This window comes from Sphingobium sp. UBA5915 (assembly GCF_002431195.1).
In the GTDB taxonomy this organism is placed as follows: domain Bacteria; phylum Pseudomonadota; class Alphaproteobacteria; order Sphingomonadales; family Sphingomonadaceae; genus Sphingobium; species Sphingobium soli.
Genome location: NZ_DJDV01000098.1, coordinates 60,915 through 81,215 on the forward strand (window position 1 = coordinate 60,915; position 20,301 = coordinate 81,215).

General features: G+C 63.3%; 24 protein-coding genes. 18 read left to right on the plus strand and 6 right to left on the minus strand.

Going from position 1 to position 20,301, the window contains the following annotated elements; all coding sequences use genetic code 11:
* Positions 1 to 76: 76 nt before the first annotated feature.
* From B2V90_RS17415 to B2V90_RS17435, 5 genes are all read right to left on the minus strand, one after another.
* Positions 77 to 2,125 (minus strand): Atxe2 family lasso peptide isopeptidase, encoded by a 2,049-nt coding sequence (locus tag B2V90_RS17415; RefSeq protein WP_286867885.1) that lies wholly within the window; start codon positions 2,123 to 2,125, stop codon positions 77 to 79.
* Positions 2,125 to 4,722 carry a TonB-dependent receptor gene (locus B2V90_RS17420; protein ID WP_293922507.1) on the minus strand — a complete coding sequence of 866 codons (2,598 nt, stop codon included), beginning with the start codon at positions 4,720 to 4,722 and terminating at the stop codon, positions 2,125 to 2,127. Before B2V90_RS17420 ends, B2V90_RS17415 begins: the two co-directional genes overlap by 1 nt.
* 98 nt (positions 4,723 to 4,820) lie before the next feature.
* The gene (locus B2V90_RS17425) at positions 4,821 to 5,882 is read right to left on the minus strand and encodes a FecR family protein (RefSeq protein WP_293922509.1); all 1,062 of its coding nucleotides are present in this window, start codon (positions 5,880 to 5,882) and stop codon (positions 4,821 to 4,823) included.
* Positions 5,875 to 6,561 carry an RNA polymerase sigma factor gene (locus tag B2V90_RS17430; RefSeq protein WP_293922511.1) on the minus strand — a complete coding sequence of 229 codons (687 nt, stop codon included), beginning with the start codon at positions 6,559 to 6,561 and terminating at the stop codon, positions 5,875 to 5,877. Before B2V90_RS17430 ends, B2V90_RS17425 begins: the two co-directional genes overlap by 8 nt.
* Before the next feature lie 139 nt (positions 6,562 to 6,700).
* Positions 6,701 to 7,096, minus strand: coding sequence for a MarR family winged helix-turn-helix transcriptional regulator (locus B2V90_RS17435; protein WP_293922513.1), 396 nt, complete (start codon positions 7,094 to 7,096; stop codon positions 6,701 to 6,703).
* A 372-nt stretch (positions 7,097 to 7,468) separates the two neighbouring features.
* Here B2V90_RS17435 and B2V90_RS17440 point away from each other — a divergent pair, with 372 nt between their 5' ends.
* On the plus strand, positions 7,469 to 8,518 hold the full coding sequence (locus B2V90_RS17440; RefSeq protein ID WP_293922515.1) for a DUF7146 domain-containing protein: 1,050 nt from the start codon (positions 7,469 to 7,471) through the stop codon (positions 8,516 to 8,518).
* A gap of 27 nt (positions 8,519 to 8,545) precedes the next feature.
* On the opposite strand, the gene B2V90_RS17445 is transcribed toward B2V90_RS17440, so the two are convergent.
* Complete coding sequence (locus tag B2V90_RS17445) at positions 8,546 to 9,304, minus strand: MucR family transcriptional regulator (RefSeq protein ID WP_293922517.1); 759 nt, start codon at positions 9,302 to 9,304, stop codon at positions 8,546 to 8,548.
* Between the two features lie 356 nt (positions 9,305 to 9,660).
* Between B2V90_RS17445 and B2V90_RS17450 the strand changes: the two genes are divergently transcribed.
* From B2V90_RS17450 to B2V90_RS17530, 17 genes are all read left to right on the plus strand, one after another.
* Positions 9,661 to 9,867 carry a hypothetical protein gene (locus B2V90_RS17450; RefSeq protein WP_275504076.1) on the plus strand — a complete coding sequence of 69 codons (207 nt, stop codon included), beginning with the start codon at positions 9,661 to 9,663 and terminating at the stop codon, positions 9,865 to 9,867.
* Between the two features lie 287 nt (positions 9,868 to 10,154).
* On the plus strand, positions 10,155 to 11,798 hold the full coding sequence (locus tag B2V90_RS17455; protein ID WP_293922521.1) for a PRTRC system ParB family protein: 1,644 nt from the start codon (positions 10,155 to 10,157) through the stop codon (positions 11,796 to 11,798).
* Positions 11,799 to 11,833: 35 nt separating this feature from the next.
* On the plus strand, positions 11,834 to 12,262 hold the full coding sequence (locus B2V90_RS17460; protein ID WP_293922523.1) for a PRTRC system protein E: 429 nt from the start codon (positions 11,834 to 11,836) through the stop codon (positions 12,260 to 12,262).
* A 42-nt stretch (positions 12,263 to 12,304) separates the two neighbouring features.
* Positions 12,305 to 12,511, plus strand: coding sequence for a PRTRC system protein C (locus B2V90_RS17465; protein WP_293922526.1), 207 nt, complete (start codon positions 12,305 to 12,307; stop codon positions 12,509 to 12,511).
* 3 nt (positions 12,512 to 12,514) lie between these two features.
* Entirely contained in the window at positions 12,515 to 12,739 is a 225-nt protein-coding gene (locus B2V90_RS17470; protein WP_293922528.1) for a hypothetical protein, read from the plus strand.
* A gap of 142 nt (positions 12,740 to 12,881) precedes the next feature.
* Entirely contained in the window at positions 12,882 to 13,679 is a 798-nt protein-coding gene (locus B2V90_RS17475; protein ID WP_293922531.1) for a hypothetical protein, read from the plus strand.
* A gap of 7 nt (positions 13,680 to 13,686) precedes the next feature.
* Positions 13,687 to 14,505 (plus strand): PRTRC system protein B, encoded by an 819-nt coding sequence (locus B2V90_RS17480; RefSeq protein WP_293922533.1) that lies wholly within the window; start codon positions 13,687 to 13,689, stop codon positions 14,503 to 14,505.
* The gene (locus B2V90_RS17485; protein ID WP_293922535.1) at positions 14,502 to 15,086 is read left to right on the plus strand and encodes a PRTRC system protein A; all 585 of its coding nucleotides are present in this window, start codon (positions 14,502 to 14,504) and stop codon (positions 15,084 to 15,086) included. The genes B2V90_RS17480 and B2V90_RS17485 overlap by 4 nt, the downstream gene beginning before the upstream one ends.
* The gene (locus tag B2V90_RS17490) at positions 15,076 to 15,834 is read left to right on the plus strand and encodes a PRTRC system ThiF family protein (RefSeq protein WP_293922538.1); all 759 of its coding nucleotides are present in this window, start codon (positions 15,076 to 15,078) and stop codon (positions 15,832 to 15,834) included. Before B2V90_RS17485 ends, B2V90_RS17490 begins: the two co-directional genes overlap by 11 nt.
* Positions 15,835 to 15,953: 119 nt before the next feature.
* Entirely contained in the window at positions 15,954 to 16,211 is a 258-nt protein-coding gene (locus tag B2V90_RS17495) for a hypothetical protein (protein ID WP_293922541.1), read from the plus strand.
* Between the two features lie 226 nt (positions 16,212 to 16,437).
* Positions 16,438 to 17,244, plus strand: coding sequence for a hypothetical protein (locus tag B2V90_RS17500; protein ID WP_293922544.1), 807 nt, complete (start codon positions 16,438 to 16,440; stop codon positions 17,242 to 17,244).
* A gap of 31 nt (positions 17,245 to 17,275) precedes the next feature.
* Complete coding sequence (locus B2V90_RS17505) at positions 17,276 to 18,514, plus strand: hypothetical protein (protein ID WP_293922546.1); 1,239 nt, start codon at positions 17,276 to 17,278, stop codon at positions 18,512 to 18,514.
* A gap of 83 nt (positions 18,515 to 18,597) precedes the next feature.
* Positions 18,598 to 18,843, plus strand: coding sequence for a hypothetical protein (locus B2V90_RS17510; RefSeq protein ID WP_293922549.1), 246 nt, complete (start codon positions 18,598 to 18,600; stop codon positions 18,841 to 18,843).
* Positions 18,844 to 18,993: 150 nt separating this feature from the next.
* On the plus strand, positions 18,994 to 19,407 hold the full coding sequence (locus B2V90_RS17515; protein ID WP_293922551.1) for a hypothetical protein: 414 nt from the start codon (positions 18,994 to 18,996) through the stop codon (positions 19,405 to 19,407).
* Positions 19,407 to 19,766, plus strand: a complete 360-nt coding sequence (locus B2V90_RS17520; RefSeq protein WP_293922553.1) for a hypothetical protein — start codon at positions 19,407 to 19,409, stop codon at positions 19,764 to 19,766. Before B2V90_RS17515 ends, B2V90_RS17520 begins: the two co-directional genes overlap by 1 nt.
* On the plus strand, positions 19,759 to 19,977 hold the full coding sequence (locus B2V90_RS17525) for a hypothetical protein (protein ID WP_293922555.1): 219 nt from the start codon (positions 19,759 to 19,761) through the stop codon (positions 19,975 to 19,977). Before B2V90_RS17520 ends, B2V90_RS17525 begins: the two co-directional genes overlap by 8 nt.
* Complete coding sequence (locus B2V90_RS17530) at positions 19,974 to 20,255, plus strand: hypothetical protein (RefSeq protein WP_293922558.1); 282 nt, start codon at positions 19,974 to 19,976, stop codon at positions 20,253 to 20,255. Before B2V90_RS17525 ends, B2V90_RS17530 begins: the two co-directional genes overlap by 4 nt.
* The last annotated feature ends 46 nt before the right edge of the window (positions 20,256 to 20,301 follow it).

The window sequence follows — 20,301 nt, forward strand, 5'->3', positions numbered from 1 at the left end:
AGCAAGCAAGCAGTAGGTGTGATAGAGCGTCGAAGAAACAACTTCTGCGTGTACCAATCAATTGGCTAGTTATGGACTAATCTTCTGACTGCCACTCCCGTCCGTCTCCGATGCCCCGGAGCCAGAAGTCGAACCACCGTAGATTGCGCTCGTACGCCGCCAAGCGGTGCGCGGGCTGCCATTTTATGTGATGCTCCATCGGAAAAACGAAGAGAGCTGCCGCGCGATTTGCCTGCTTCAAGGCGGCATAACTTGCGATTGCTGCTCGAAATTCGTCATCTGATTGCTGGATGAGTAACGGGGCCGAAACTCGCTGAGCATTCGCTATGAGCGAAATATGGGACCAGAATTCTGCGTTATAGTCGACCAGCGGTGGCCAGCCGCTTTGATGATAGGCTTTGGCTGCGGCTGGTCCCACCGTGGCATCCTGGAAGGGCTCCCAGCAGCATCCGCTTACGGACGCCGCGCTGAATAAATCGCTGTTGATAAGTGCAAACTGAACGGTCGAGGATCCATCGCTCAAACCGGTGATCCCGACTTGCCGCGGGTTTACGATGCCGCGATTAATCAAGCGCCGAACAGCAATTTCGATTGCCGAGAGTACGCTGCGTCGGTCTCTAAAGTCTCTCACAAGACTAGCCGGGTCCACGCCGTTCCTGTCAAATTCCAACCGAAGAAGGCTTGAGTCGGGACGTTGAACGCTCAAGACAGCGTAACCGCGGCTGGCAAAAGCCTGAACCGGAAATTCGTCCCCGACGCCTCCTCGCAAGAAACCTCGAGATAGATATTGGACAACGATCAAGGGGTAGGTGCGGCCTCTCACATATCCTAGCGGATAAATTAGATCTCCAAACGTTTCGATTCCAAATCCATTGCGCCAATGAAGTCGCTCAATCTTTCCCAGTGAGAACCGATGAAACTCCGGGTTTGGATCATAAACAACCCTAATCCGGCCGGTATCTGGATTCAGAAGGACAATGTGCCTCGGGTCCGCCGACCGCTCGCGGGCACACACCAGACCCAGATCCATCGGCTGACAGTCGAGTAACAAGTCCGGTGTGGCGTACAGACGTTTCGGCTGCGAAGTTCCAAGTTTCCATTCATAAATGGCCGTCTCACTATTGGCCCAGCCATCACGGCGCATGAACCGCAGACCGTTGGCATCCTTCGTCCACCAAATCGCTAAAACTCCGGTGCAATCTGGCGAAGTGCAAACTTGTTCTTCTCCGGTCTCGTTCCGAACCGCAAGCTTGCTGCCGATCGAGTCTTGTTGGCCGTCACCAACGGAAACGAAGGCTGTTCGACCCTCCTTCGAAATTGCAAAGGGGCCGGCGGTCGCGGTCTGCACAGACTTTTCAAATTCTGCTGCTTCGGCAGAGGATGCCTCCCAAGCACGGCCGGTGGAGAGGTCAACGGTCTTCGTCACACGAGTCGTGGTGGTAACCTGGGGCCCATCGGCGAAGAGCGGTATAAAGCGAGAATCGTAACGAAATCCCCGAAGGGCCTCCGCTTTCACAGCTCCTTCGAGCGCGGGATCTCGTTGAGAACACGAATAGACTAGGCGATGATCGTCGTCCAGGAGGAGGAAATCATCCACTCCTCCGGCCTCGCTTGTCACAGCTTCGCTGCCGGCTCCGCTCGCCGCTGCACGCCAAACCTGCGCCGTTCCGGCTAATCTCTTGAGAAAATATATCCACTTTCCATCATGCGACCAAATGAGCGGCGTACCGGCTGCGTTTCCGGTGCTAACCGCTACGCCTCCGACGCCGCTGACAAACTGAAGTATGATATCGCCGCCTGTATCAACGGTTCTCGGCGCGGACCCCGATGTGATTTCGATTACATCGATGCGGATCAGATATCGATTTGACGATGGGTCCGCCGTCCTCACCTGCACGGCAGCCAATTTCCTGTCAGGAGAAAGACTAAAGATATGCTGCCCGGGCGTAGGCGATGCAGGACCGAGGTCTGAAAGGCGTGCGAGATCGCCAGCCGTCAATCGAGTCTCCTCTGCGTTCGGAGCAACCGCCATACTCGCGCCGGCCTCGCTTCCAACGAACGCGCCCCATATCACGAGACAAGGAACCGCCAGCGATCCTGCGCCCATGAGATAGGAGCGTCGCATTAGAAGCTCTTGCTGATAGTGGCGCTAAGAAACCGACCGGTGATCGGATAATTGGCAGAATCGTAGTGGTAACCAACTGAGCTGGTCGTCCGAATATAGGCCGGCTTTTCGTTAAGAATGTTCAGTGCTGATAGAGAGAACTTGATGCTCGAAAATGCCCCGATATCGGCGGGAGTCTCGAGCTGTAGGACTAAGTCGATCGACTTATAGGCGCCTACACCTACATATGGACTGAGACGATTGTCGAGTGATCCGCCGATGTAGGAGAACACTCCCGATATAGATAGATTGGCGTGCTGCCACTCAGCAGACGACGACGCGCGCCAATGTGGCGGCCTGTACAGAATGCCAGCGAGCTGAACCGTCGGTTGATTAGCGCTCAGTTGCTGCTCGCTTTCGAGATAGCTCGCCGCCCCGTGTAAGTTGATGCGATCACTCGATCCGGTAGAGAAGCTATAGTCGATAGCGAGGTCGACGCCGTCGATTTTCTGGATCGCCGCGTTTTGGAGGTAATTGGTGACGATCGCGACGACGTTCGCGGTGACAGGATCGCCGCCACCCTGGTCGTAGAGAGTTGTGATGCCGGAAAGTGCAGCAAGAACTTGGTCGCGGCTGGGGTTCAAATTCACATACGCCCCGTAGATTGGAGCGAACGCGAGCGAGTTCTGCGGTATCGGCGATACCGCCCGCTCCCGGTAGTTGATTCGAAAGTAGCTGGCGTCGATGCGCAACCCTTCGGCGAAAGACGGTGTCAGTGACGCCGTGACCGTCCAGTTCGTGGCACGTTCCGGTCTGAGGTCGGGATTACCGCCCGAGAGGTAAAGCACCGTTCCGGGTATTGGGCTCGTAGGAAAAAAGGCTGTCGAACCGATCTGAGAGTAACCATTTCTGGGGCGGCCTGCCTGGTATTGCGTTGGTGCTTTAAAGGACTTGCCCCAACTGAACTTGAAGGCAATATCTCGCAACGGTGCATATATGACCCCCAACTTCGGTGTAGCCACATCGCCGACATGGCTGACATTTTCGTACCGTACGGCTCCTGTAAAGCTCAGGCGGTTTATGAGGAGTACGTTATTACTCGGTGATACAAAGGGGAGGGAGATTTCGCCGTAGCCATAGGAGGTCGTTCGATCTTGCGTTAAATATTGGGAGGGTACGACGTTTCCACTCTCGATGGCTGCAATGTCGAGGATGAATTTTGTCCTGCGCACACCTGCACCAACAGCGAGCCGCGCATTGCCTCCGGGCAGCCTAAAGAGAGGCCCTTCTCCGCTCGCCTCAAAGGATTGCACGCGATTGGTGTAGATGCCCCTTTGTGTCAGGTAGGGCGATCCATCTAAAGCAACATCCGCCAGCTGCTCCGCTCTACTCTCACCGAAGATCGAGCCAAGCCTCAGATCCCACTTGTTCGTGAGAGCGAATTTCAGGCTCGGAGCGATGGTCCAAGAGCGCGCGCCAATTCGTATGTCAGCTCCGTTCCCGCGGCATCCGTCGGTCGCGGTGTAATTGACGCATAGGCGACTGATCCGATCATTATATTGTCCGTCGAACTCGAACGAGAGCCGGTCGGTTATTTCTTGATGGCCCGCTAAGACAACGCTGTGTTGCCGCTCGCCACTCTGCAGGGTGTCCGAAGGATCATTGCTCTGAGTGTAGGATCGCTGGCGAGCGGTGACCGGGGTAATGTGACGAAAGTCGTAGGCGACCATGAAGCCGCCATTCTGCCATCGCTTGCCTGTGACGATATTATATTGTTGCTCGAAGTCGCCCCCGTCCGTCGAACCGCCGATCCTCGCAGATAACGTCGCGCCATCATAGTCTCTGCGGAAGATGACGTTCGCCACGCCGCCCACCGCATCCGAGCCATAGAGGGCTGACGAGCCGTCAGTCACAATCTCCACACGATCCAATGCAGCAAGGGGAATGGCGGAAATGTCCACGCCTTGGCTCATCGCATCATAAGCAACCCGATGTCCGTTGAAGAGCGTCAGCGTTGCGTCTGGACCGAGTCCTCGAAAGTTCAGCGTTGAAGAAGAACTGACATTTTCGGAGGTTCCCTGTCCCCCTCCCGGGATGCTAGGATTTTGGCCGCCCGAGTAGTTTTGGACCAGGCTGCGCGCGAACGTGCCAAGGTTGCTGATACCCTGCTTCTCGATGTCACTTCGAGTTGCGACCACAACCGGGGAAACCGGCTCGGCGCCACGAATTCGTGAGCCAGTCACGACGATCTCGCTTTGAACCGCCGAACGATCGGCTAGATCGCCCGACGGCTCCGATCGCCCCCGGATGATGATGACGTCCTTTCGGTACTGGGCAACAAGGTCAGACCCTTCCAGCAGCACATGGACAGCGTCATCCGCGCTGAATGACCCGTGCAGCCGCGGCGCGGTCTTTCCAAGGACCGCTTCGGAGTTGAAGATGATCTCCTTCCCGGACAGGCGGCTCACGGTCTTGAGGGCTTCGCCCAGGTCGCCGGCCTCGATGTTGTACTCGATGCGCCGCTCTTCCGCAGCGAGCGCGGGGGCGACCGGCACCAGCGTGCCGATTGCCGCCGCTGCAAGAAGCGCGCACCGAAACCGAGACTCCATTCGAACCATCTTTGCCCCCTTTTGAAATTCCCGACAATCTGGCGGGATTTTCAGGGGACATCGCAACAAAACTGCAACCTACGGGGTAGGGGTAAAAAGTTTTTGGATTATCTTTTCCGGAGCGTGATTTCGTCCGGCTTCGTCCTTTCGACGTCAAGATCGAACAGTGTCGCGAGACGGTCGGCGACCTGATCGGCGTCATTTACCCGGAATCGCCCGCTGACCCGCAACGTCCCGATAGTCGGGTCGCCCAGACGGATTGCGGTTGCAGAATCCCTGTTGGCTTCGGCCACGACTGCCGCCAGGGGCGTGCGCTCGTACTCACGCACAGGCGAGATCTCCGGCACGCGAGCGAGAGGCTGAAGTTCGGCTTTTCCCAAGGCTGATCGAAGCCCGGTCGACGTGATGGCCGCGAAACTGAGGGTCTCGCCCGGTTCAAGACGCGCGACAGCCGCCGGGCCGGTCGTTCCCTTGATAGTGCTGGGACGTTCGACATCGACTGCTCCACGGAGAAGCCTCACCGTCACGCGCTCGTCCCGCCCAAGGCTAACCTCGAAAATTGTCCCACGGGCAGTGACGCTTCCTCCACCCGCCAGGACGACGAAGGGGCGGGTCTCATGCGCAACGGCAAAGCGGGCACGACCGCGCTCGAGTTTCAGCTCACGCCGACCGGAGCTGAAGCTCGTGAAGAGTTCGCTGTTGGGATCGAGTTCGACCGACGAGCCATCCACGAGCCGCACCGTCTTTCGGGAGCCATCCAGGGTCGCATACCGCTGACGTTCGGCCGCCTGGTCGACCTTCGGCTGTGCCACCTGGACAGGAGCGCTACCCGTACCAGGTAGCTGTACCTTTGCGATCCATCCTCCGACGCCGATGGTCAGGAGGAGGCTTGCGGCTATTCCTGCCCATCGCCAATGGCGGCCGCTCTCCTCATTATCGTTCGCTTCGGTCTGGTCTTCGTCCTGGGCCGCCATGAAGCGGCCCAAAGCGAATATCTCGCCAGCACGATTGTACGCTCCCCGATGCGATGCCCCGAGGGCGAGCCAATCTTCGAACTGCGGGCGCCACTCCTCGGCATCGGGGCCCCGCATCCTGGCGAACCACAGGGATGCCTCGCGCATCTGCTGGTCCATCCTCGGCATAGGCTCCGGCATATCGTCCTCAGCCATGGGCATTTCCGATGCTCTTGCCGATGCGCACAATGGCCTCGGCCACATGCCACTCCACGGTTCGGATACTGATATCGAGTTGCTCAGCTATCTGCTTATATCCCAGTTCTTCAGCCCGATGTAACAAATATACCTCTTTCGTCCTCGGCGGGAGGCTCTCGACAGCCAGTCGATAGCGCTGCCGCATGTCGTTTATCTCCGCGACTGTGTCCGGGCCGGCAACGTCTTTGCCGGCCGAATAGACGACGGGATCGAATGATTGCATCTTGGCCCAGGCGCGCACGCGATCAGCGAGGAGATGCCGGACAATTCCCTGCAAATAGGCGCCAGGATTGCTCGCCGCGGCGGTGGATCGCGAAGCGACCAGCCTCGTGAACGCCTCCTGCACCAGATCGTGCCTATCCTCCTCGAGCCAGATGCGCCGCTTGAGAAAGGAAAGCAGCTTCGGCGCCTCCTTCCGGTAGACGGCCTCGAACTGGCGATGGTCGTAACCTGCGGACGCGCGCGCGCACGGGCCTTCATTCTCATTGGCGCGAAACATAGGCTTAGGCGCACGTTTGGAGATCGAAGCGCGCCAATGCGCGACGGCAGACAAGTAGCGAAGACAGCATGACAGAACCACCCAAGGGTGGCGGGCAATAACGTCCAATGCGTGCGCCCAACCGTCATGGATGAGCACGTTGCCATGCCTGGAAGGTTTATCCTGCAGACGGTCCCCAGCCGTTTCCCGCGCTGCACAAAAACTCTGCAACGATTTCCAGTTTCTTGCAAGGCGCTACAAGCGCGCGGATACGTATTTGTCTCTCTGCACCGCATCCTTAATGCTCGTTCGGCTGGCACGCCGACGGAACCGCGACGAGTTCGACCATCCGGTCGAAGAAGCGGTCGAGCAATTCTCTCGTCGCGGGCTCCAGTTCGACAAGGATCCTTCGGCCATCGCTCGGATCGCGTCGCAGCTTGACCAGTTCGCGCTGAGCCAGCCGGTGGACGATCCGTTGCGAATTCCGTTCCGATGCACTCGATGCTGCGGTCAGGGCGGTCAGCGAGCGCGGCCGGCGACTCTTGCAGGTGTAGAGATCGAGCAGCATCTCGAATGCGGGGATCGTAAATAAATCCCGGCCGAACTCATCTGCGCGCAGACGTTGAACCTGCTCCGTAAAACCGACCATGCTGCACCGGTCGACGGTGTTCGTGATGCGTGAGCCCTCGATCATTTCGGCTGCTCCCTATCCGGCTTGGCGGGCGTGCGGAAACCGGTGGGACTCCTCTCAGGTGGGATGGGCATGACACTCTCCTTTCTCATGGGAGAAGGAATCCCATGTCTTCGCGTGCCATATTGTAAGTTCTTGTCTGTAAATGGCGTCCGGTCCGCATTGATCCATTCTGGATGATTACGTCGCGATCGCTAAATCAGGATCACACTTCCAGCCGGCCAATCACCGATCAATGCGACCATCAGAAAGAAGGGCGTGATGACCGCTGCCTTGGCGGATCGGGCATGCGCCTCACTTTGTCTTTTCTGCGTCAGATAATGCACTGATCTGGAAAGCGGTGCGACCCTCGCCCGGAGGGGAGGGAGTGCAGAGTTGCCGGATGATTTCAGGCTTCCTCAGCCCTGCATTCGCCAGCACTTGCCTGCTCCGCCCGTCCTCGCATCCCTGCGCCGAGCGCTCGCTCAAGGGACCAGAACGGGCCGGGCCAACCGCTCGGATATCCCCATGGCGCGCAACAGCAACCGAAACCCTGAATTGGAGGCGATCGGCTCCGAAATCGTCAAGCGCCTCGGCGGCACATGGAAGCCCGGCGGCGCCATGTGCCTGTGCCCGGCCCACGCGGACCGCAGTCCCAGCCTGTCCGTGCGGGTCGGAGACAACGCACTTCTCTTCAAATGCTTCGCCGGCTGCGACACACGCGACGTCATCCATGAGATCCTGCGCCTGGAGGAGAACGCCCTCCACAATGTCGAGAGGGCCGCAAACGCGCCCTCGGACATGGCAACGGACCTGTGGCGACGCCAGATAGCGCAACGCATCTGGGATGAAGCCCGGCCGCTCAGCGGAACGCCTGCCGAGCTCTATTTGCGCCGCCGGAGGATCGCCATCCTGCCGCGCTCGCTGCGCTTCCATCCCCGCACGCCGCTTGGGCAGGGCGATGCAGTGGATTTCCGGCCCGCCATGATCGCGGCGCTGCACGATGGAGGCCTCCACCGGGACGGGCGCTTCGTCGCGATCCAACGCACCTTTTTCGATCGCGAAGAGGCACGCCGCGCCCGCGACCTCGCCGATCCGAGAATGACGCTCGGGCGCCCAGACCGCGCAGCCGTGATGCTCGCGCCCGCGACATCGGTTCTCGGCCTTGCCGAGGGCGTGGAAACGGCGCTCTCTGCGATGATGCTGTTCGGCATGCCTGTATGGGCGACACTCGGCAGCGAGCGTCTGCACCAGATCGCGATTCCCGAATATGTGACGCGGCTCGTCCTCTTCCCCGACAATGACATCGCGGGTGAGATCGGTGCGGCGAACGCCATCGACGCCTACGAAGTGCCCGGGCGTACCATCGAAACCGAATACCCCCCGTTCGGCTTCAAGGACTGGAATGATGTGCTCAGGATGGGCGGCAAGGCAAAGGCGGCTTGAGAGGGGGCCGCAACCGCCCTTCCGCCGCTAGCCGGCCGCAGGCGCCTCGGCGGGCGCGACCTCCGGCGCTGCTGCCGCGCCGACGCTGTCCTTCGATGCCCGGCTCCGCCTTGGCTTCGACGCCGCCTTGACCGCAACGGGCTTGGCCGTCCCGCTCGCCGCCTTGGGTTTCGGTTTCTTCGGCGCGGTCGCCGCCCCTGCGGAAGGCGCGGCTTTCGCCCGCGTGCGCCGAACCGGCGCGGCTTCGGCCTGAGCGTCTTCGGCACCCGCCGGAGCATCCGATATTCCCGGTGCGCTCGCCGCCGCCGCTTCGGCGGCTGGTGTAGTCGGCGCTGCCACGCCCTTGCGCTTTCCACCCAATCCAAGGCGTATCGCGACCTCGCGCCGCGAGGCCGAATAGCCCGGCGCGACCATCGGATAGTCGGCGGGCAGATCGAACCGCGCGCGATAGTCGGCCGTCGTCAGCCCGTGCGCCGACAAGTGCCGCTTGAGAGCCTTGTACGGCTTCCCGTCGATCAGGCTCAGAATATGGTCGGGTGAGGCGAGGCTCTCCTGGATAGTCACGGCCGGCTTGAACTGCGCCTCCGGAGCGGCGGCTCCGACCGCGTCTGCCTTGGCCTCCACTGCGGGTGCCGTGGCGGCGACGGCAGCGCCGCCCAGCAGAGCCCGCCTTGTGCCCTCGACAAGCGCAGGCAGTTCGCTGCTCGGGACCGTGTTGTTGGCGAAATAGGCGCTGAGCAACGTCACCGTCAAAGACATGACGCCCGCTTCTTCGGTCTCGGCCATGCAATATCCCTCTTCTCGCTGGAATTGGCGGCCTTGGACCAGGCCCACTTGCGCAAACGTAAACGAACAAGTGCCGATATTCGCCCGGCAAGTCAAAAGGAGGGGAGGAGGGTGGTTATGGGTGGTGTGGCGATTGGGCTACGCCGTATCTACCTGGAGAAGTCCGTTTCCGGATCGTTTCCGCGCCGAAGGCCCTTCGCGCGTAGTTCCGCGCGACTGAACATCTGAACGCTCCCACATGACCGCACCCGACTCGGTGCGGATCAGGCGCCGCCTTCCCCAGCTCCACACTCATGTCCGCTCGGCGGCTTCGACCTTGGTCGGAGCCGCCCTTTTCGTTTCGAAAGGAAATCGTCATGCAGGCTTCCTCGCACATCGACCTTCAGGTCTTCACTATCGAGATCGAGTTCGCCAGCGGCGGCGAACCCTATGCGACCGAGAGCTACACGGTCGAGGCCACCGACTGGTATCGCGCCCAGCGCGACGCGCTCGAGATGTCGGTGAGCAGCCCCTACGACAATGTCCGCATCCCCGACCTGACTCGCCGCGTGGTCACGCGATAATCCACAACGGCGCTGCCGGCCTCCGCGCGCGATATTCAGGAACTGCCTGCGCTCCGCGCGGCCTGCCCAATTCTTTCGATCGCAATGCCGTCGCCTCCGGACCTTCCCGCGCCCTTGGGGAGGGAAGGGGGGAGGAGTTTGGGTGTTCGGCTCGGGTTTGCCGTCATGCCCGCCCCCCCCGGTGACCCGGCCGACATCGCTCTGCGTGACATCCTCGACAGCATCAACCGCCGAGGCGCGCGCACCACGCCCGGACGAGCCAGCCACATCCCATCAGGAGATCAGCCGTGAACACGCTGGAACCCGCTTACCCCAACAAATTGAAACTCTCCAAGATCGTAAGGGGCCAAAATCCCCGCCGTTTCTTCGATCCGAAAAAGCACGAAGAAATGGTGGTTTCGATCCGCCTGCGCGGACTGATTCAGCCGCCCTTGCTCCGCCCCACGCCGGGCGGCGCCGACGTCTTCGAACTCGTTGTCGGTGAGCGACGATACAACGCCTCGCTCGAGGCCTTTGGTCTCGAGGGCGAAATTCCCGTCATCATCCGCGACATGACCGACCAGGAAGCCCTGGAAGCCGCGATCGCCGAGAATGACGACCGTGACGACCCTTCCGAAACCGAGCAGGCCGATGCAGCGGTTCGCTACCTCGCGGTATGCCACGGCGATCGCGCTGAAGCCGCGCGGCGCCTCGGTTGGTCCCGCACAAAGCTGGATCGCCGCCTGGCGCTCGCCGAGCTTGCAGAGCCAGTCAAGAACGCGCTCGACGAACGCCGGATCAAGATCGGTCATGCCGAGCTCCTCGCCGCGGTCCCCGCCGACAAGCAGGTCAAGGCGCTCGAAACGATCCTGGATGCCGGCCTCGACGTCGCAAAGACCCGCGAGCTGCTCATGCGGGTCACCCAGGCCCTTGCCAAGGCCTGCTTTGACAAGACCGAATGCACCACCTGCCCGTTCAATTCCGGAACGCAGCGGGCGCTGTTCGAGACCCATGTCGACGAGGGGCACTGCACCAATCCGACATGCTTCCAGCTCAAGACCGAAGCGGCCGAGGCGATCCGCTTCGAGGAAGAGGAGCGCGCCGCGAAGGCAGCAAGGGCCGCAGTACCCACCGCTGTCGATGCGTCCGGCGATGACGAGCAGGATGGCCCCACCGACGAGACCGATGTCGATCAGGCAGATGATGCGGTCGATATCGTATCGTCGGACGACGAAGGGACCGGTTCGCCTGATACCGTGCCGTCCGTGGCTGGAACCGCGGCGCACAGCAATGCATCGGCGCACAAGCCGGCCGTCACCGCGGAATCGATCGCGCGACGCACCGCCGACCTTCGCGAGGCGACCTGGCGCACCGCGCTCGCCCGCGCGCTCGCGGGCAATGCCGCTCATGCCCACACCACAATCCTCGTCGGGGCCATGTCGGGCACGCTGTCACAGATCAAGGCCGACACACTCACGTCGCGTGCCGGCCTGCTGGTCGGCGCGACCTTCCCCGCTCTCGACTACGGCGCCCAGATTGCGGCAATCCGCGGCTTGCCCGACCGGCAGGCGCAAATCGTGCTTGCCGTCATCGGCGCCGCCTACGCCAAGGACGTGGTCACGTTCGCCCACGTCGCTGACCTCGCACGGGCCTTCGAGGTCGACCTGCGCGACAGCTGGAAAGTCGATCAGGCCTTCCTCGACCGGTACACCAAGGAAGAGCTGAAATTCATCGCCCGCGAGTGCGGCCTGGTCAGCCATATGGGTGAGAAGGCGTTCGCGAAGCGCCTCGCCGGCAAGAAGTCCGACCTCGTCACCAGCATGCTCAATGCGATCGGCTTCGATTGGTCGGGCCGGCTGCCGAGCGCCATGACGCTCGATTGCACCTACGGGCAGCCACCCGCGCCGGCCGCCGCTCAAGACAAGCTCCCTGTCGCGGACCTCGCCGCCTGACAGGATTCCACCCGCTCCAACAAGGACTGACCGCCATGCTGATTGCAAGCCTGCTTCCGCTGCTCACCCGCTATTCGCTCCGCCTCGACCTCGTTGCCGGCCCCGACGACACGGTCATCCTGACCGTCATTCCCCGCAAGGCCGAAGGCGCGGACGCCAAACTCGAAACTGGCGAGACCCGGCCGATCTCGATCACGGGCACCGCCGCGGAGATCGACGCGGAACTCGCCAAGGGGCCGCACGGCGCGCTCGGGGAACTCATCGCCACGCGCAAGACGCTCGCCGACCAGCTCGCCGAGCAACGGCAGGCTGCCGAGGCCGCCAAGACCGCCGCCACCGAAGCGGCCAAGGCGAAAGCTGCGGCGGCGTCCAAGGCGACCGCGCCCACCGGCGCCGCGAAAGTACCGGTGCGGACCAGCCCACCAGCCGACGCCAAGCCGGACGAGCCCGCCACGCTCTTCTGACGGGCTTCACTCGACCATTCTCACATCAGCCGGGAGGCACCCATGCAGATCAATCGTCTCACCCGCACCTACAGATATGACGGCATCGACCTTCCGGCCCCGCCGCACCTCGCCGACGATCCGGCTGCGCTGCGCGCCTACCATGCCACGCTCTTTCCGGCGATCCTCAACGCCGAGGTCGTGGACGCCGGCGTGTCGGGCACGGCCCATGTCACTGAATACCGTCGCGCCGTCGGCACCAAGGGCTGACCTGTGTCACGCAACAGACGGGCGGCGATCCCGGCCGCACCGCGCAAGACGCTCCTCCAATGGATCGAGTTCGACGATGGCGACACGACCGACTTCAGCCCGCCCGCCTGCGACGCGCGCATCCAGGCCCTCCACGCACGGATCCTCATCGACCCGGAAAGCCGAACGGACCAGGGACCCGAGCCGCTCGAGCCGCCGCCGTCCCTTCGCCTCCCGCCCATCGGCTGATCTTGCGGGACGATCCGTCGCGATCTGCGACGATGTTCCCACCCTGTTCGACGGCCCGCTGGGCGCGCATCACAAGCTGATCGGCGCCTGGGTGGCCGCCCGCGAAACGGCGCCCAGGCAATATACCCGCGCCCAAGCCCGCATGCGCATCGAACAGGTCTTTCGCGCGACAGTGCTTGAAATTCTCGCGCCGCTCGATCTCGCCGACCTACGGATGACCGTCCTGAACGGCGAGGACGGCGACCCGCCGGCGATCGCCATCGTCTGTGACAGCTTAGGGCAGATCGACCTTGGCTGGATCGAGACCAGCGATGCTCCGATCTCCTGGCGTGCCGCCGCATATCGCGAACTGGAGCAAAACCTGCCCTGCGTCCTTCCGATCTTCGGCTACGAGCGCCTCTTCGACACAATGTCGATATATTACTGGGACTGCGAGACAGACGACGAAGCTGCCCGTCGATGCATGATCGAATATCATGGCATGGACGAGGCCGAAGTCGACGAGCAGACGCTGCCATCCATGATGAACGCCCGCCGCCCCGATTGGATGATCGCGGCGAAGGCTGCAGGGTCCGCGCAGCTTCCAAGCGGCCTGCGGCAGAAGCTGCGCAACTTCCGCGATGCGCGCCGCGCCTTGAAGAGCCTTCAACCGGAGCACAACGCCTGGCACTTCGATGTCGACCTCATCAATCAGTACGTCCCCGGCTTCGAGGAAGCCTCGCCATTACCACCGCTGACACTCGTGCCCTTCGAGCAGTTCGCGCCCCAACTCGATGACGTCTGCCGCCACGGCATGGAAATGGGCTTCATGGACATCGCGGGACTTTGCCCGCTGCCGGATTCGGGCCGGATCGACGACTGGCTCACATCATTGCGGCTCGGCGCGCAATTCCTACTCGCCGCCCAGGCTCTCATCGAACTCGATCCCACCAAATTGTGAGGCCGACATGCCCGATCATAGCACCCATTTTGAAGCGAGCGGTGGCGGCATGGCGCTGACCAACGCCATCCTGCTCTATCGGCGAGAGGGCCCACGCAACGCCAGTTCCTACGGAGCGATCAAACGGAATGCACCGGCCTTTGCCAGCATCCACGCGGTCGAGCATGACGCCGAGGGCCAGCCGACGATCGCCGCGGGAGCGCCGCTGACGCGTGCACACTTGCGGCAATGGACCGAGGCGCTGGGCCGGACTGTCATGCCCGAGTTGCTGCCGGCCAACGTCCTCGTAGCCCATCCCGACCTGCTCGCATGGTGGATTCCCGCGCAGGTGCGTTCCGCCTACTTCGCCCTGTCGAACCCTCCCGCCGGCCTCCGCGTGCTGTGGGAGCGAACAGTCCTCCCGGTTCCCTACCCGCCGCACCTGTTCGTCGCCACCCGGTCCAATCTCGGGGTCTATGCCCTTCCGGCAAACGAACGCCCCACGGCCGATACCGCGCTGCTGCACTCGCCGGTCCTCAACGTCTACCTCGATGGGCGGCTTTGCTGGGGGAACATCCCGAAGCCCAAATCACTGGCGATCGCGTCCATTCCGGACTTCGAACAAGCGGTGTTCGCTTCCTGGTCGACACACCCAAATGCCGGCCAGGAGATGACCGTCTCGGGCAAGGGCGGGCTGGTCAGGCTCTGGGACGATCTCGCCGCCCGCCGGCCCGCCCGCTTTCCCGTCAAGCGTCTCAAGCCTTTCCGCGTCCGGCAGGGAGCAAGGGGCGCGACCGCCGTCCCGCTGACGCTCGGCAAGCTCATAGCGGCGAGCACACGGCGATGACCCTGCTCGCCGTCGATACGCTTCGCGCAGCCCGCGCCGGACACGGCTTCGCGATCGGGAACGACGGCGTGATGCTCATCCTGCGCCGGCCTTGGCTCGCGCTCGATATTCCGGTCACGCCGCCGATTTCTGCCTATGTCCCCTATGGAAGCGTGGGCGATCCGAGGGCCGACCTCCTGTGCGGACTGATCCCGCACGAGCTTCTCGACCAGATTCTCGATCACTTCCTTGCGGCCCTCCCGAACGAGGCGGCCGCCTTTGTGCTCTGGAACGAGGCGACCGGGGCGTTCGCGTCTCATCTCCCCGGCATCGAGGAAGCGACACCCTCACGCCTCGTCTATCGACCGCCGGTCCTGCAGCCCGGTTGGCACTTGATCTGCGACATCCACAGCCACGGAGCCGGACCGGCCTATTTCAGCGCCACAGACAATGCCGACGACGCCTACGCGACGAAGATCGCACTTGTCGTCGGCCAGCTCGGCCACCCGGACGGTCCGCAGATCGCATCGCGCCTCTGCGCCAACGGCATGTTCGTGCCCCTGCCACGCAGTCCCTTCTCAGGAGAGCCCCATGCAGCCTGACATCGGTGAACGCCACTATCTTCCCGCCGCCTTCGATGATCGATCGATCCGGATCCTACTGGTCGGGTGCGGCGGGAACGGCGCCCAGATCCTGATGGGACTCGCCTCGCTCGACACGGCGCTACGGGCCATCTCGTCCCGATCGCTGAACGTCACCGTGGTCGACAACGACATCGTGAGCGAGGCCAATCTTGCGCGGCAGCCCTTCTATCGATGCGACCTCGGACATTCGAAGGCGCGTACGCTGACCGAGCGCATCAATCTCGCGCATGGTCTGTCCTGGGAAGCCGTTCACGGCCGCGCCCCGGCGGCGATCGGCGTTGGGGAGGCGGATATCCTCATCACCTGCGTCGACACAGCTTCCGCCCGGCGCGCTCTTGGCGCCGCGATCGCGAAGAGCAGGACAACTCCATCCTACTGGATGGATCTCGGCAATCGCGCCACCGACGGACAATATCTCATCGGATGCCCCGGGCGTGGCGACGGCAAGTGCGGCACGCGCCTTCCGACGGTGCTCGAATATTTTCCGGAACTTGCTGACGAAAGCGCGGCCGACGACGACGCACCGTCCTGCTCGGTCGCCGAGGCACTCGAGCGCCAGTCCCTGTTCGTCAACCGCGTCTTGGCGAGTCACGCTCTCTCGCTGCTGTTCGACCTCCTCGGACGTGGCTCGATCGCCCGCGCTGGCGCCGTCATCAACCTCGCGAGCGGGCAGGCCGTCCCAATCCCGTTGCCGTCGTGCGGGTGAGGCACAGCGCTTGATCAACCACCATCGACAAGCAGGATTTCGCTGTCCCCGGTGCCGCTTGCCGCGCCGGACAGCTCCGGGACCGCAGACCTCGACAAGCTTTTGAAAGGAGACGGTGCATGGCGCACATCACCGAGAACGGCTGGACGCTTAGCGATACCATAGGTCGCGAACTCGCCTCGGCTGTCGACGCCGGCGACATGGTTCATTTGCCCGGCGATCGTCGCGATCTGATCGTGGTTGGCGGCCGAGCGCCAAGGCGGGTCAATGATCCCGGCTGCGTGATCGTCCGCACTTCCGTTGAGCAGGCCGGCGGAGAGACCGAGGCGCGGCCCGGCGCCCTGGGCATGGTCTGGATCAGCGCCGCCGGCGGTTAGTCGGAGACACCGGCAAGAGAAAGTTCGCCGCCCTACAATGCCGGGGCCGTGCAACAGCAAATCGAGCGCGATCGCCGGCGTCATCCGATCAGCAAGCGGGAAGCAAGGATGATTCACGCGCTGCTGAAAGGCCGGGGCAGGTGAGCGACTCTCTCGCTCCTGCCGGCGCGTCCAACCGCCGGGAGGGGAGAGGGTGTGGAATGGTGATCCAAGGGAGATTGCCAACATGCTTACCACCCGCAGCCAGCGCTGGCGCGACCGGCGTGCGCGTTTTGTCGACGACCTGACAGTCATCGACCCCCGCGACTTCGCCGTCGATCAGCTCGACCCCCAGCCGGCGCGCCGCTTCGTCGCCGCCCACCACTATCTCCCCAACTATCCCGCCGCGCAGATCGCGGTCGGCCTGTTCGGCAAGCAGGCAGCCTTGGTCGGGGTCGCCGTATTCGCCATGCCGTCGACCGCGAGCGTCATCACACGGCATACCGGCTTCAGCGAACCCTCCCGGGGCACGACGCTCGCGCGCTTCTTCCTGTTGCCGGACGTCGCCGGCAACGGCGAGACTTGGTTCCTCGCGCGGGCCTTGCGCGAACTGCGCCGGGAGCGGCCGCAGATCGAAGCCGTGGTCTCCTGTTCGGACCCTCAGGCCGGCCATATCGGCCAGTGCTATGCGGCATCGAGCGGCGCTTTCCGGGGCATGACCAAACCCAGGACGGCGTACCGCATCGCCGGAATTCCCATTGCCGGTCGCACCCTCTCGAAGATCCGGCTCGGCGAACGTGGCGCGGCGGGCGCAATCGATCAACTCGTCAGCCTCAGCGCGCCGCGCCCGGACATGACCGAGGAACCCGACATCTGGCTCGCGCGGTTGCGACGAAATCGCATCCTTGTCGCGGACCGAACGCTCGGCCTTTTCACCTATTGCTTCGAGCTCACCCGCGCAGCCCGCCGGCAGGGCAGGACGCTCCCGCGCAAGCCCTATCCCAAGCAGCTACCGGCCGCCCATCCGCGCTTCCCGTTCATGGCGGCGGCGTGACGCCGGTCCCGGCCGGGCAAAGGACTCTCCCATGACCGACAATTTCGATCCCGGCGATCCGGCCTGCTGGACGGCGCGCGGACGCCCGGCCCACCACGCCCAAGCGATTGCCGAGGCCTGGCGATGCTTCCCCGATCTGCCGAACGACGCGCCGCTGGAGGCCCGGATTGCGCGGACACGCGAACGCGTGCGGATGCTTCGACCGCTCCATGAGGCAATCAGCCTGGAAACCGAACTGCAGCGCAGGGCCGCGAATTTCGCCTTTGTCGAGCGCCAGATCGCGCAAGGCAGCGATGACACCCGCCATGCCGCGATCCTCCATGCCCGCGACGTTCTCAGCTATGACTGGGATGCCGCCAATGCCTATGCCGACGGTCACTATGCAGCCCGTGCCGGATGGGTGTCACGGCCGCCGTCGTCGTCCCGACCGGGTCAGCCGAAAGAACGCCGTCCCGCCTACGAGCAGGGGTTTCTCGATGGCGGGGGCCAGCCCGACGATATCTTCGACGTCGCCCGGCGATCCTTTGCGGCTGCGCCGTCCGAGCCCATTCAGAAGTACAGTCCGCAAGTTGCACGGCCGCTTCCCAGCCAATGGCCAAGCCCGACCGACATCCCGCCGCCGGCCTCATGGCATCGGCGCCTGCTTCTGCTCGGAGCGTCCGAGCTCGCCGCAGGAACGATCGGCATCCTCGCGATGCTGCGCGGTCGGCCCGGACATGAAGGCGCGACGCTACTGGCGATCGACACGAAGGCCGGACTCCTCTCGCTGTCGCTTTCGACTGGCCCGGCTGTCATCGATGGCGTCGCGCTCCGCGACCAGCTGCACCAGAGCGACTATGCCGACATTCTGGTCATTGCCGACGACGCGGAACTCGCTCGCATCGACGCCGGCGCCGACATCCTTCCACTCGCCCGCACCATGGAGCGCACACGCAACTCGGTGCTCCAGCAGCGCGCGCAGTTTCGCCATTGGCTTTCACGCGGCCGCGCTGCCGGCGATCAGTTCGCCGCCGGACATATCCGTTGGAGCAAGATGGCCGCCGGGCTGTCGGGGCGGCTCGGCGACTTCACCGCGCGCTATGCGGGGCCGGCGAAGCCGCGTGGGCACCGGATCGTGGTCGAAGATGCGAGCGGCAAACCGGCACTCGGCTACCGCACGGCGCTGGGCCAGGAACTTCAGCCTGAGATCCTGATCGGGAACAAGAGCCACGCCCGAAGCGCGATGGCCGACGTACTGCGTGAGTATGCCGCATCGCTTCGCCTCGGCTGACCTTCGGCTGGGCGCAAGATCGCCAGCCACGGACCGACCCCGACATCACGACCATCACTTCTCTCCGCAGACAGGAGCTTTCCATGCCGAGTCCGCGATCCGTCCGCTCGCCCCGCGATCGACGCTACACCGTTGCGCCTGAACATTGCGGCCTGGCCGGGCGATGCTTCGTCGCCCGCTTCTGCGGCGACTGGCTCGGCCGCTCCGCAACCCGCGCTGGTGCTGTCGCGATCGCGCGCACACACGCGACTTTCGAGCGCGCGCGCCGGTCGCTCGCCCAGGCGCAAGCGGACCTCGACCTTGCCGTCGCGCTCGGTCGCGAGAGCTGACGGGCCGCACTTCTCCCAACGCATCCACACCAGTTTGTCCCACTCCGCCGCTTGCCGAGCGGCGGCCAACCAATGGAGGCCTTCATGGCTAATCGTGTTTCCGCGTCCATCCGACTGGGAGGGTCGCTCCACCCAGCCACCTTTGAGGAATTGGCAGAGATCATCCTCGCCGAGCGCCTGTCGATCGAATGGGGCGGCGAACCTTTCGACCCCTCCCACCGCACGCTCGGCCAGCCGCTCGACCTTTACGCCCACGAAGTCATCGGCGGACGGTTCGAGGAACTCGAAGACAGGTGCATCGAGCTCAAGCTGCCCTTCGTCCGCTCCTGTGACGGCTATCCAGGCGAGTGGGATCCCGAGCGTGTCGTCTTCACCGGCGAAGGTGAACCTGCATCCTATCCGGCCGACGAAGCCGGCCATGTCGTGATGAACCGAGGCACCGCCGAGCGGCTCGGCTCGCTCGAAGCGATCGTCGCCTGGTTCGACGCCGGCGATTTCCGCGTGCCGCCCCTGATCGTCGAGGGCGATCCCGTCGACGGCCCATTCCCGGAAAGGAAACTGTGATGACAATCCAACGCAAGGTGCTGGTCGTCATGCGCTCTAGCCATCTCCACACCGAACTGGTCGAGGTCACGGCCAAGGTGAACGTCATCGGCGAGGCCGTCAGTCCGAAGGTCGAGGCCGATCTCGCCGCGATCGAACGCCAGGCCCGCAAGGCTCTGCGCAACCAGGAACCGCTGCCCGGCCAGACCCAGCCCGGATTTGGCCCTTGGTACGAACCCGAGGACGCTTTCGACGTCGATTTCGTGCTTTGCGCGCCCGTCGACGCGGCGATGAACCGCGGCCGCATCGTGCCCGTCGAACAGGTGGTGACCGCGACGGTCCAGCGCTGGGGCAAGGGAAGGGAGACGAGCGATGCCTAAATTTCGCGTTGACGTGAAGGCGTTCATCTCCGTCGTCGTCGAAGCTGAGGACGCCGCCGAGGCTCAAGGCCGCGCCGACCACTTCGTCGAATGGCTCTCCCCGACGATCGAGCAGATCGACGACTATAGCGACTATCATGAGCCGATCGACACCGACACCGGACCGTTCGATGTCGATGGGGAAAGCTGCGTCGAGGGGATCGATGAATGAGCAAGCTTCACCATGTCCACGTCTATGCGACGATCAGGGTCAAGGTCGCGGTCACGGCGGAGGATCATGCCGGCGCAATGCGGCAGGCCGAAGGAATCGTCGGGACAGGGATCTTCCCCGTTCGCTTGCTTCCCAACGCTGCGGCAGTCCTCGAGGCAGAATCTGCCGAGGAGATCACCGCCTTTCTGGTCGATGAAGCGGACGATCCGGAGTTCGAAAACAGCTGTTCCTACGACGCAGAATACCGGGCCCTCGGTGCGCAGGACGTTCCGCCCTGACCGCATGGAGGGGAGGAGGATGGCGAAGGGCGCTCCGTTTGCTGGA

What these genes read in the sequence shown, in the direction of transcription:
- B2V90_RS17415 (WP_286867885.1), bottom strand. Translation starts at nt 2,125, where the DNA reads ATGCGACGCTCCTATCTCATGGGCGCAGGATCGCTGGCGGTTCCTTGT.
- B2V90_RS17420 (WP_293922507.1), bottom strand. Translation starts at nt 4,722, where the DNA reads ATGGTTCGAATGGAGTCTCGGTTTCGGTGCGCGCTTCTTGCAGCGGCG.
- B2V90_RS17425 (WP_293922509.1), bottom strand. Translation starts at nt 5,882, where the DNA reads ATGGCTGAGGACGATATGCCGGAGCCTATGCCGAGGATGGACCAGCAG.
- B2V90_RS17435 (WP_293922513.1), bottom strand. Translation starts at nt 7,096, where the DNA reads ATGATCGAGGGCTCACGCATCACGAACACCGTCGACCGGTGCAGCATG.
- B2V90_RS17445 (WP_293922517.1), bottom strand. Translation starts at nt 9,304, where the DNA reads ATGGCCGAGACCGAAGAAGCGGGCGTCATGTCTTTGACGGTGACGTTG.
- B2V90_RS17450 (WP_275504076.1), top strand. Translation starts at nt 9,661, where the DNA reads ATGCAGGCTTCCTCGCACATCGACCTTCAGGTCTTCACTATCGAGATC.
- B2V90_RS17460 (WP_293922523.1), top strand. Translation starts at nt 11,834, where the DNA reads ATGCTGATTGCAAGCCTGCTTCCGCTGCTCACCCGCTATTCGCTCCGC.
- B2V90_RS17465 (WP_293922526.1), top strand. Translation starts at nt 12,305, where the DNA reads ATGCAGATCAATCGTCTCACCCGCACCTACAGATATGACGGCATCGAC.
- B2V90_RS17475 (WP_293922531.1), top strand. Translation starts at nt 12,882, where the DNA reads ATGCGCATCGAACAGGTCTTTCGCGCGACAGTGCTTGAAATTCTCGCG.
- B2V90_RS17480 (WP_293922533.1), top strand. Translation starts at nt 13,687, where the DNA reads ATGCCCGATCATAGCACCCATTTTGAAGCGAGCGGTGGCGGCATGGCG.
- B2V90_RS17485 (WP_293922535.1), top strand. Translation starts at nt 14,502, where the DNA reads ATGACCCTGCTCGCCGTCGATACGCTTCGCGCAGCCCGCGCCGGACAC.
- B2V90_RS17490 (WP_293922538.1), top strand. Translation starts at nt 15,076, where the DNA reads ATGCAGCCTGACATCGGTGAACGCCACTATCTTCCCGCCGCCTTCGAT.
- B2V90_RS17495 (WP_293922541.1), top strand. Translation starts at nt 15,954, where the DNA reads ATGGCGCACATCACCGAGAACGGCTGGACGCTTAGCGATACCATAGGT.
- B2V90_RS17500 (WP_293922544.1), top strand. Translation starts at nt 16,438, where the DNA reads ATGCTTACCACCCGCAGCCAGCGCTGGCGCGACCGGCGTGCGCGTTTT.
- B2V90_RS17505 (WP_293922546.1), top strand. Translation starts at nt 17,276, where the DNA reads ATGACCGACAATTTCGATCCCGGCGATCCGGCCTGCTGGACGGCGCGC.
- B2V90_RS17510 (WP_293922549.1), top strand. Translation starts at nt 18,598, where the DNA reads ATGCCGAGTCCGCGATCCGTCCGCTCGCCCCGCGATCGACGCTACACC.
- B2V90_RS17520 (WP_293922553.1), top strand. Translation starts at nt 19,407, where the DNA reads ATGACAATCCAACGCAAGGTGCTGGTCGTCATGCGCTCTAGCCATCTC.
- B2V90_RS17525 (WP_293922555.1), top strand. Translation starts at nt 19,759, where the DNA reads ATGCCTAAATTTCGCGTTGACGTGAAGGCGTTCATCTCCGTCGTCGTC.
- B2V90_RS17530 (WP_293922558.1), top strand. Translation starts at nt 19,974, where the DNA reads ATGAGCAAGCTTCACCATGTCCACGTCTATGCGACGATCAGGGTCAAG.